This is a genomic window from Pseudomonas sp. rhizo66 (assembly GCF_031931925.1).
In the GTDB taxonomy this organism is placed as follows: Bacteria; Pseudomonadota; Gammaproteobacteria; order Pseudomonadales; family Pseudomonadaceae; genus Aquipseudomonas.
In genome coordinates this window covers 64,512-74,031 of record NZ_JAUJWZ010000027.1, presented here as the reverse complement: position 1 = coordinate 74,031, position 9,520 = coordinate 64,512, and the positions used below count along the sequence as shown (strand labels likewise).

Genomic DNA, 9,520 nt, shown 5'->3' with positions numbered 1-9,520 from the left:
TAAACAAGAGCCGTCATCACCGAACTCGGTCTTCTCCAGCAGATGGCCGTTGAGGTCATAGGCGTACGCGGTGCGCCGACCGTCAAAACCGACCTCCTGACGAATCAGCCCGGTCGGCGTGTAGTCCAGCCGATACTTTTCCCCGGACTCGTTTTCGATCTCGGTGAGCAGCAGTTGCGCATGGTCGTAGCGGTACTGCACCTGCGTGCCGTCGGGATTGATCCGCCGCGAGACCAGGTGCAGATCGTCGTCGTATTCGTAGCGGGTGATGCGCCCCAGTTCATCGCGCTCGGCGGTGACCTGACCGTAGGCGCCGTAGCTGTAGGCGCGAGTGCTGCCGGTAGGAAACGTCGTCTGAATCAGTCGGCCGACGGCATCCCAATGTTGCCGAGTGACGGCACCGTGTTCGTCTGCGGTCGTCGTCCGCCGCCCCAGTGCATCGTAGGAAAAACGCCGCACGCCGCCGTCGGGTAGCGTTTCTTCAATGAGTTGGCCGAGGGCATTCCAGACCAAGCGATGCCGGCTGCTGTCCGGATAGCGGATCGACAGCAACTGCCCGCGGGTGTCGTAGTAGTAATGGGTGACCTGACCGTCGGGATCGACCGCTTCGGTGACATCGCCTTCGGCATTGCGCCGGTAGATCCACACCGCGTCACCGCGAGAGCGTTTATGCAGGAAACCGTTGCGATACTCGTAGGACGTTGGCGCGTCAGCCGGCGGAATCAGCGCAATCAGCCGTCCGACCTCGTCGTAGCGGTATTCGGTGACCGCATCCAAAGCATCCTGTTCGGCGATCAACCGCCCCGATGAGTCATAAGCCTTGAGCTGTTCGCCACCGTCGGCCTCGACCTTGCGCACCAGCCGCGCACGCTCGTCGTGGACGTAGGTCTCTTCGGTGCCATCGACGTAATGCACCGCGACACTGCCGTCGTCATTCCAGACGTAACGCGTGTCCATCTGCGAGAACGACGCCCAGTGGCGCACGCAGCGCGCCGATTTCCCCGACCGCTCCCACTCCCAGAAGAAACTCGCCCCACCAGCCAGTTGCCGCTGCAGGATCACGTGAGCGTCGTCGTAGTCGTAACGCTCGCTGTCGCCGACGGCGTTACTGGCTTCGATCAGGTGCCGGTAGGCGTCGTAGCGGTAGCTGACCAGCGTCTGTTCGCTGTCCCAGGCACCGTCGCGAAACACCTGGTAATCAACACCAACCAACTGCGCGCGGTCATAACGCAACAGCAGCGAACGCCCGGCGCCGTTGTCCAGGCGCTGCACCCGGTCAGACCGATCATGCTGCACCGTCAGACGATTGCCATAGGCATCGCTGATCGCCGTCAGCCGTCCTGCGCGAAAGTGATAAAACCGCGCCGCGTCCCCGGCCAACGCGAGAATCAGCTCTTCCGGTTCATCACCGAGAAAGATCGCCGCTCGCGACAGGCTGTTGTGAATCGCCGGCCGCTCGCTACTCGGTAATGGAAAGCGGGTGCGGCGGTTTTCGTGATCGACCCAAACCACCTCATCAGCGAAAAACTCCAGCCGATGCGCCAGCGAATGGCTCCAGCCAAAGCCCAGCCCGACATCGATCTCGGCGGCGCTCGAGCGGTACAACCGGGTGAACTCAAACGGCAACACGCCATCGAGCAGCGCATCGCTCAGGGTCAGCAGTTCTTCGCCGGTGACCATCGACACCGGGCAGCCGTTGGTGCAGGTGCGCGGCACGCAATCGGCGCTGTCGCCGTTGGGGTTTTTCGCCTGATCCGGCGAGTCGTCGTGATGCTCGTCTTTCTTCAACAAAGTGTTGCGCCTGGCATCCCAGCGCAATTGCATGCGGCCCTTTTTCACCCCGGCGGCGATACCACGGGCGGCAACGGTTTTGTATTGATCGACGTATTTGATGAACCCTGCGACGATGCCGAACATCGCCTTCACCAAACGCTTCACCGCCGACAGCAATTGCACGGCGCGGTCCGCCAGACGCAGGGTCAGATAAGCGATCCCTGCGCCGCCACTGACAAACGTTAAAACCATGCTGATCAGCACATCGATGAGCAGTTGCACCATCATCATCGACGCCACTTCCGCGGTTTTGCCGGCGATTTCACTGGGCGGCAGCATCTCCAGCCAAAGGCTGGCAGTGCGCAGCAATAAGCACAGCGCCGCCTCGTCACTGACCAGCAGTTGCAGCTTCTCCATGACGTCGGGCGCAGTTTTCGCCAGCTCGATCAGATCCGCCGCGCCACTGCCCAAGCGCTCAGCAAACTGGCCGGGATCCTTGAGAATGTCCGAGAGCAAGCCAATGCTGTCCCATACCCCCTCGATAGCTGCCCAACTCCCGGCGAGCATGCCGTTGCCCGCCGCCGTCGCCACTGACTGCGACCACTGCGGTTTGAAACCCTGCCACTCACTGCGTAACCAACCATCCAGCTCAGCGGTCAGGCCGTCGTAGGCGTTGAAAAGATCCTCGACCTGATTCGCAGTGACCTCGCTGTGCACCTGCACCCGATAAAACTTGCCAGGTGTTCCTTTGAATGAGCCCTTGCCTTGCGCGTCAAGGGTGATGGGGGTGGTTTCGCCATCGTCCATGGCGATCACATCGACCACGATGTTGCCCAGCGGAATGTCGTAGACCGACTCGAACTTGCTCTCGATCTGCATCAACCCGCCCTTCGGGCACTGGACGACACCTGAGAAAAATTCGTTGTCAGTGCTGCTGACGGCCGTGCTATCGGAGCCGAAGCGAATGACCCGCTCCATGCCCATCAGCGACGGCAGATCTGCGGCGTGGCTGATCTCGTCCGCCGCTCGACTGGCCCAATGCTTGAGCTGTTCGCGGTAAAGGCTGAGGGATCCGGGAAAGCTGTCGAGTGCTTGCTCGATGCGGGTGACGGCTTCCATCAACGCACACGGGTGGGCGAAGTGGACTGAATAAGCGGATCAAACATGAGCGTTCCCTCGCGCAAAAAAATTAGGCGCGGGAACTGTGCGGGGGATCAATCAGGAAAGAAGTCAGGCGAGTAGGTAATGGTTGTAGGACTTATCTGTAATAAATCGCTCACAGATAAACAGACGCGCAAATGCAAACGCGGCGTGAGGAAAACCTCACGCCGCGTTTATTCGGGTAGACACAAATGGATTTACTGCGTTGAATCCCGACTGCTCAGCTCTTTCAATTTGAGTTCAGCCAACGGGTGTCCGGCTTTGGCCGCCATGCTCCACCAGCGGGCGGCTTCGACAGAATCCGGCGATGTGCTCGGCGTTCCGGCCAGGCTGATCACGCCGACCTGATAAGCCGCTTTGCCATCACCTGCGAGCGCCGCCAGCCGCAACAGGCGCACACCTTCTTCACGTGCACCCAGGCCGACACCGCGAAACGTCAGGATATGCCCGTAGAAGCTTTGCGCACCGACGTCGCCAAGGTTGGCCATGCGCGCAAACTGACCTTCGAGCCAGCGCCAGCCACGCGGTTGGCGAACGAACCAGGACCAATGAAACAGCCTACGGGCCAGCCAGTAACTGGCCCGCGCCTTGAGTCGTAAAATCACTCAGGCCTCTGCCGATTCGGGGTACTCGTATTCGAACACCCTGACCACCTCCGAGGCATGCCAGGAGGCGGCGGCAACGCCATCGGACGGCCCGGAAAAACGCCCCAGACGTTCAACACACTCAAAGAAACCTGTGCGTGGCAGGCGACTGGCGCCCTGGCTGATCACCAGCGAACTGCGCAACGGTTGTTCGGCCTTGGCATCCAGCGCAGCCAGATGCTCAAGCGCGGCCGTCAGGGTTTGCATGGCCGGTGTCGGCAATTGCAACCGTTCCAGCAAGGCCCGATAAGTCAGCAGATGGCGCTGGCGACGCGCCTGATCAAGTTCTCCGAGCAATCCGTCCCAATGTTGACGACTGATGCGTACGCTCACGATTCATCCCTCCACCCTGGCACCGTCAATTCCCAGGCCAGGCTGCGGCGAATCGCGGCGTCGGGCTGACGCTCGCCACTTTCGATCATGGCCAGATAAGACGGGCTGATGCCTACCGTGCGGGCCAGCGCCTCAATGGCGATGCCCTTCCCTTCGCGCAAACTGCGTAGTTGATCCAGACCTGGAAGAATCGGGTCTGCTGTGGCCGCGAGCGGCGTAGCTGCCGGACGCGACGGTGTTTCGTTGATGCCTGCTGCTTTTAGTAGAGCCTGATACTGAGCCCACGGCAGAACCGCGTATTCGGGTTCGCCATTGCGTGCAATTATCTGAATATCCATGACTACCCCGTAGGACAACAACACTTAGCGAGTCGGCACTTTTCCCTAGAAGTGTAATCCTAACAGCGGCCAAGGTCGCGGGGGGTATCTATCTGTAGGAGGAGATCGAGAATCAGTTTTTTTTCGGTCCCTGAAGTTGCAGTTGTTCAGGGGTGTCGGGCAGCCGTTCGACCACGGCGAGTTTTCCCGGTTGCTGGCGGTTGCGCCACAGGCGAAAAGCATTGAGTTCATCGTCGAGGGTTTTCATCAGCCAGGCGAGAACGGCAATGTCGTCAAGCATGCCAAACACGGGAATGAAATCCGGAATTGCATCCACCGGGCTGAGGAAGTACATCAAACCCGCCACCACCGAAACCAATGCCTTGCCACTGATAGCGCGGTACTCGCCGCGCCAGTAGGCCAGACACAATGCCTGGAGCAAGCGTAAATCGTCCTTGAGCCTACCCAGGCGATTACCTTGCGCGGCGCCTTTGCTGGCGACCGCAAACAGCAAGGTCGGCAAACGACCACGCGCCAGCAGGCGGCCGGCCAAGGGCAGGAATCGAGCGAAATTCCACGGAGCTTTCATCTATTCCTCCCGTTGAAATGTTATCCACACAAATTGTGGATAACCTTGTGAACAGAGCTGCATTTCAGCGCTGAAAGCCCCGTTTCATAAGGGCTGCGCTCAGATCGGGCGTTTTTTACTCACATAAAAAACCCCAATATTTCATTGACTTGGCTGCTCAGGGCGGCTAGCGATGGCAGTCTCATTGGCTATGACTCTTCCGACCGCCATCGGTTCGCTCTGTTTACCCTTGCCAGACTCCAGATGCAACAACGCCCCGCATAAGCGAGGCGTTGTTGTTGAAGCCTTTGCCAATTACTTGGCAGCAGCAGCTTCTTTGGCTGGATCCTTGATGGCCAGCAGTTCCAGGTCGAAGACCAGAACCGAGTTGGCCGGGATTGCCGGGCTTGGCGACTGAGCGCCGTAAGCCAGATCGCTAGGGATGTACAGTTTGTACTTCTCGCCAACGTGCATCAGTTGCAGACCTTCAACCCAACCCGGGATCACGCCGCTAACCGGCAGATCGATCGGGCTACCGCGCTCGACGGAGCTGTCGAAGACGGTGCCGTTGGTCAGCTTGCCGGTGTAGTGAACGGTCACTACGTCAGTTGGCTTAGGCTGTGGGCCATCGGCTTTCTTGACCACTTCGTACTGCAGGCCGGAAGCGGTGGTCGTCACACCTGCTTTCTTGCCGTTTTCTTCGAGGAATTTCTTGCCGGCGGCTGCCGACTCTTCGCTCATCTTGGCCATACGTTCTTCAGCACGCTTTTGCAGCGCGGCGAAGGCTTCGACCAGTTCTTCATCTTTCAGCTTCTGTTCTTTCTTGCCGACGGCATCTTCGATGCCCTGGGCTACCGCTTTGGAGTCCAGATCATCCATGCCTTCCTGAGCCAGGCTCTTGCCCATGTTCAGGCCGATACCGTAGGAAGCTTTTTGCGCCGGGGTTTTCAGCTCTACGCTGGTCTGCGAATCACAACCCGCGAGGACCAGGCTAACCAGGGCAACCGCCGCCGCCAACCGATGCTGTTTCATGCTATTTCCTTGTTCATGCGCCGAAAGGGCAATCGAGTAAAGCCGCGAGCTTATCAGGCCGCCACGACCAATGGCTACCGGCATGAGAGCAGGAATCTTCCGATAAGTTCAGGGATTAAAACGCATTGGGGCGAAGCGACGGTGAAGCTTCTGTCATCTTGTCCCGACAATGACTGGCGTCTCTGCTTGCATCATCTGGCGTAATGGCCACTTGCCGCACAGGGCCAGGGTCAGGCATAACTGCGGAACAATTTGACAAGGATGTTTATCTTGCGCCTTTTATTCCGTGTGCTGACCCTGATCGTCGTGCTGCTGGGACTGGTTCTCGCCGTGGTCCTATATTACGTCGCCAACCCGAAATTGCCCTTCTACACCCCCGCTGAGCAGGTGCATTACCTCAATCAGTGGAGTGACGAAGACCGGCAAACCTACTATTTCACGCCTCAGGGTACGCAGGTCAAAGGCCTGCGATATGAGTGGTTCCAGGCGCTGGAACTGCCCTTCTCGGCGCAACGTTTCGCCTCGCCTGATTACCTGGCGCGTTTCGGTTTTCTGATCGACCCGCAGCAGAAAGCCACGGTGAACAACCCCGGCAATCTCCCCGTCGGTTTTGCCCGACACCAGAATCCCGGCAGCACCGAGCAATATCTGGACATCACTTGCGCCGCTTGCCACACCGGCGAATTGCGCTTCAAAGGTCAGGCCGTGCGAATTGACGGTGGTACTGCGCAACATTTGCTGCCTTCCAGTGTTCCTACTTTGCGCGGTGGCAGTTTCGGACAGGCATTGGTGGCAAGTCTGACCGCGACTTACTACAACCCATGGAAATTCGAACGTTTTGCCAGAACCGTGCTGGGCGACGAATACGACGCGCGCCACGAGCAATTGCGCAAAGACTTCAAAACCTCACTGAATACATTCCTCAAAGTTGCCTGGAACGATACCCATCGCGGCCTCTACCCGACCGAAGAAGGCCCCGGCCGCGCCGATGCCTTCGGACGCATTGCCAATGCGACGTTTGGCGATGCGATTTCCCCTGCCAACTACCGCGTGGCCAATGCCCCGGTGGATTATCCGCAGCTCTGGGATATGTGGACATTCGACTGGGTGCAGTGGAACGGCTCGGCGCAGCAGCCGATGGCGCGCAATATCGGTGAAGCGTTGGGGGTCGGCGCCACCCTGAATTTTTTCGATGACAACGGCCAGCCACTGCAAGGCGAAGCACGCTACGCCTCAAGTGTGCGCGTGCGTGATCTGCACAAAATCGAAGAAACCCTGCAAAAGCTCAAGCCGCCGGCCTGGCCAGAGGATCTGTTTGGCGCCATCGACAAACCCTTGGCAGCCAAGGGGCGCGCGCTGTTTGCCGAGAATTGCGCCGGTTGCCACGTACCACGCCAGACTCAGGAGGGTGAGCGCTGGGTGCAGCATTTGCACATGCTGCCGGTCGCTGTCATCGGCACCGACCCGACCGCTGCCAACAATATCGCCAATCACCGTTTCGACCTTACAGCCCTGCAGTGGGATCTGAAAGAACTGGAAAAAATGGACGTGAAACTGCATCCGACACCCAGGGCGCCACTGGACCTGAGCCAAATGTCGGTGGCCAAGGGCCTGGCTTACGTCACCGCCTTCGTCGAAGAGCGCGCCTATCGCGAAGCCAACGTCACCCCGCAGGAGAAACCACGACTGGACGGCTTTGGCCTGCCCATCGGCGTGCGCGAAAAAGTTGCCTACAAGGCGCGCCCGCTGGCAGGTGTATGGGCCACTGCGCCGTTCCTGCACAACGGTTCGGTGCCAAGCCTTTATCAATTGCTGTCGCCGCAGGACGAACGCGCCACGACCTTTTTCAAAGGCAGTTTCGAATACGACCCAAGGCATCTGGGTTATCGCACCGAAGCGTTTACCAATGGCTTCCTGTTCGACACGCGCATCACCGGCAACCACAACAGCGGCCATGAATTCCGCTCCGGCGAACGCGGCAACGGCGTGATTGGCCGGCTGCTGCAGCCCGAAGAACGCTGGGCGTTGCTCGAGTACCTGAAAGTCCTAGGCGGCCCACTGGAGGCGCAACTGCCATGATCATGCCGACCTTCAAAAAGGAACTGCCGCTGCTGGCCAGGGTGTGGTTGTGGCTGGGACGCTTGCTCGGCAAGACATTGTTGGTAGTGCTCGCCATTGCCTTGCTCGGCTGGGTCATTGCCACAGCCTGGTTTGCCTGGCATCACCGCGGCCCGGTGTCGGCGCAGGAGCAGGTTCCACCCGGCGAAGCGGCGATGACGCAGGACGTGATCCAGACCGCCGTGCGCATCGTCGATCAGCATCGCGAAGGCACCCGTTATCTGCGCGACGCCCATGCCAAGGCCCATGGCTGCGTGAAGGCGCAGGTGCAGGTGTTGCCGGACCTGGCACAGTCGCTGCGACAAGGCGTGTTCAGTGAGCCTGGTAAAACCTGGCAAGCGATGATTCGTCTGTCCAATGGCAATGCCTATCCACAGTTCGACAGCCTCCGCGACGCCCGGGGGATGGCGATCAAACTGCTGGATGTTTCGGGAAAACAGCTACTCGGCAACCGCCAGTCACAGCCTGAGCAGGATTTCGTCATGTTCAGTCACCCGAACTTCTTTGTCAGCGATGTCGCCGAGTACCGTCAGAATGTGGCGGCGCAGGCTGACGGCAAGAAGGTCATGGCGTTTTTCCCCGGATGGGATCCGCGCAGCTGGCAGATCCGCCATTTGTTTATTGCCATGGCTACGTTATCGCCGCCACCGGATAGCCCGACAGCGACCACATACTTTTCGGTTTCGCCCTACAAATTCGGTGAGGCCAATGCAAAGTTTCGCGTCGCACCCGATCCGGACAATTGTCCCGCCTATGCACTGCCCAAGCAGAACCATGACCTGCCGAATTTCCTGCGTAGCGCATTGAATCAGCAGTTGTCGACGGATAGGGTGCCAGCCTGTTTCGTGCTGCAGATCCAGCGCCAGGATGCCAACAAGTACATGCCGATCGAGGACACCAGCATAGAATGGCGCGAACAAGACTCACCCTTTGAAACCGTCGCACGGATCACCCTGCCGCCGCAGGATTTCGATACCCCGGCGCTGAATCTGGCGTGTGACAACCTTTCGTTTAATCCGTGGTTCGGGCTTGAGGCGCATCGGCCGATTGGCGGGATCAACCGCTTGCGCAAAGCGGTGTATGAGGCGGTGAGCGACTATCGACACAGCCAGAATGCTGCGCAGTAGTACGCTGTCATAACACCCGTGGAAACTTGAAATCATCAAATCCCAGACAGCAAAAAGCCCGCACTAGGCGGGCTTTCTGTGGAATCTGGCGTTCAGTGTTCCAGATTCCGAATATGGCGCAGCGGACGGGACTCGAACCCGCGACCCCCGGCGTGACAGGCCGGTATTCTAACCGACTGAACTACCGCTGCGCGAAACGCTTGAAACGAATGGTGGGTGATGACGGGATCGAACCGCCGACATTCTGCTTGTAAGGCAGACGCTCTCCCAGCTGAGCTAATCACCCTTCGCTTCGTTACGGGACGCATTATGCCACAAGTTTTCGTAAAGTGTTGATTTAATTGAATTTTTTTTCAAATAAATCCGAAAACCGGTAAAACGACACATCCCGCATGTACAACCTTGGAGCAGAAAAAAACCCGCCTTGGCGGGTTTTTCCGTGGTGAC

At 58.8% G+C, this 9,520-nt stretch carries 8 protein-coding genes and 2 tRNA genes; 2 read left to right on the top strand and 8 right to left on the bottom strand.

Annotation, left to right across the window (positions count from 1 at the left end; translation table 11 throughout):
* The 6 genes from QZR14_RS25835 to QZR14_RS25810 all read right to left on the bottom strand — a co-directional run.
* Positions 1 to 2,892, bottom strand: a 2,892-nt coding sequence (locus tag QZR14_RS25835; protein WP_311998075.1) for a DUF6531 domain-containing protein, incomplete at its 3' end; no start/stop codon positions are given.
* A gap of 239 nt (positions 2,893 to 3,131) precedes the next feature.
* The gene (locus QZR14_RS25830; protein WP_311998074.1) at positions 3,132 to 3,539 is read right to left on the bottom strand and encodes a tetratricopeptide repeat protein; all 408 of its coding nucleotides are present in this window, start codon (positions 3,537 to 3,539) and stop codon (positions 3,132 to 3,134) included.
* Positions 3,540 to 3,911 carry a hypothetical protein gene (locus tag QZR14_RS25825; protein WP_003223109.1) on the bottom strand — a complete coding sequence of 124 codons (372 nt, stop codon included), beginning with the start codon at positions 3,909 to 3,911 and terminating at the stop codon, positions 3,540 to 3,542.
* Positions 3,908 to 4,249 carry a helix-turn-helix domain-containing protein gene (locus tag QZR14_RS25820; protein ID WP_311998073.1) on the bottom strand — a complete coding sequence of 114 codons (342 nt, stop codon included), beginning with the start codon at positions 4,247 to 4,249 and terminating at the stop codon, positions 3,908 to 3,910. Before QZR14_RS25820 ends, QZR14_RS25825 begins: the two co-directional genes overlap by 4 nt.
* A 112-nt stretch (positions 4,250 to 4,361) precedes the next feature.
* Positions 4,362 to 4,817, bottom strand: coding sequence for a YkvA family protein (locus QZR14_RS25815; RefSeq protein WP_311998072.1), 456 nt, complete (start codon positions 4,815 to 4,817; stop codon positions 4,362 to 4,364).
* 294 nt (positions 4,818 to 5,111) lie between these two features.
* Positions 5,112 to 5,828 (bottom strand): FKBP-type peptidyl-prolyl cis-trans isomerase, encoded by a 717-nt coding sequence (locus QZR14_RS25810; RefSeq protein WP_007919751.1) that lies wholly within the window; start codon positions 5,826 to 5,828, stop codon positions 5,112 to 5,114.
* Between the two features lie 270 nt (positions 5,829 to 6,098).
* On the opposite strand from QZR14_RS25810, the gene QZR14_RS25805 reads away from it, so the two are divergent.
* Together QZR14_RS25805 and QZR14_RS25800 are read left to right on the top strand one after the other, a co-directional pair.
* The gene (locus QZR14_RS25805) at positions 6,099 to 7,907 is read left to right on the top strand and encodes a di-heme-cytochrome C peroxidase (protein ID WP_311998071.1); all 1,809 of its coding nucleotides are present in this window, start codon (positions 6,099 to 6,101) and stop codon (positions 7,905 to 7,907) included.
* Positions 7,904 to 9,073, top strand: coding sequence for a catalase family protein (locus tag QZR14_RS25800; protein WP_311998070.1), 1,170 nt, complete (start codon positions 7,904 to 7,906; stop codon positions 9,071 to 9,073). Before QZR14_RS25805 ends, QZR14_RS25800 begins: the two co-directional genes overlap by 4 nt.
* A 114-nt stretch (positions 9,074 to 9,187) precedes the next feature.
* Here the strand turns inward: QZR14_RS25800 and QZR14_RS25795 are convergent.
* Positions 9,188 to 9,264: transfer RNA gene (locus QZR14_RS25795), tRNA-Asp, on the bottom strand.
* A 19-nt stretch (positions 9,265 to 9,283) separates the two neighbouring features.
* Positions 9,284 to 9,359: transfer RNA gene (locus QZR14_RS25790), tRNA-Val, on the bottom strand.
* Positions 9,360 to 9,520: the final 161 nt, after the last annotated feature.

Bases quoted from the DNA above. Each gene is read 5' to 3' on its own strand.
- QZR14_RS25815 (WP_311998072.1), bottom strand. From the start codon at position 4,817: ATGAAAGCTCCGTGGAATTTCGCTCGATTCCTGCCCTTGGCCGGCCGC.
- QZR14_RS25810 (WP_007919751.1), bottom strand. From the start codon at position 5,828: ATGAAACAGCATCGGTTGGCGGCGGCGGTTGCCCTGGTTAGCCTGGTC.
- QZR14_RS25800 (WP_311998070.1), top strand. From the start codon at position 7,904: ATGATCATGCCGACCTTCAAAAAGGAACTGCCGCTGCTGGCCAGGGTG.
- QZR14_RS25820 (WP_311998073.1), bottom strand. From the start codon at position 4,249: ATGGATATTCAGATAATTGCACGCAATGGCGAACCCGAATACGCGGTT.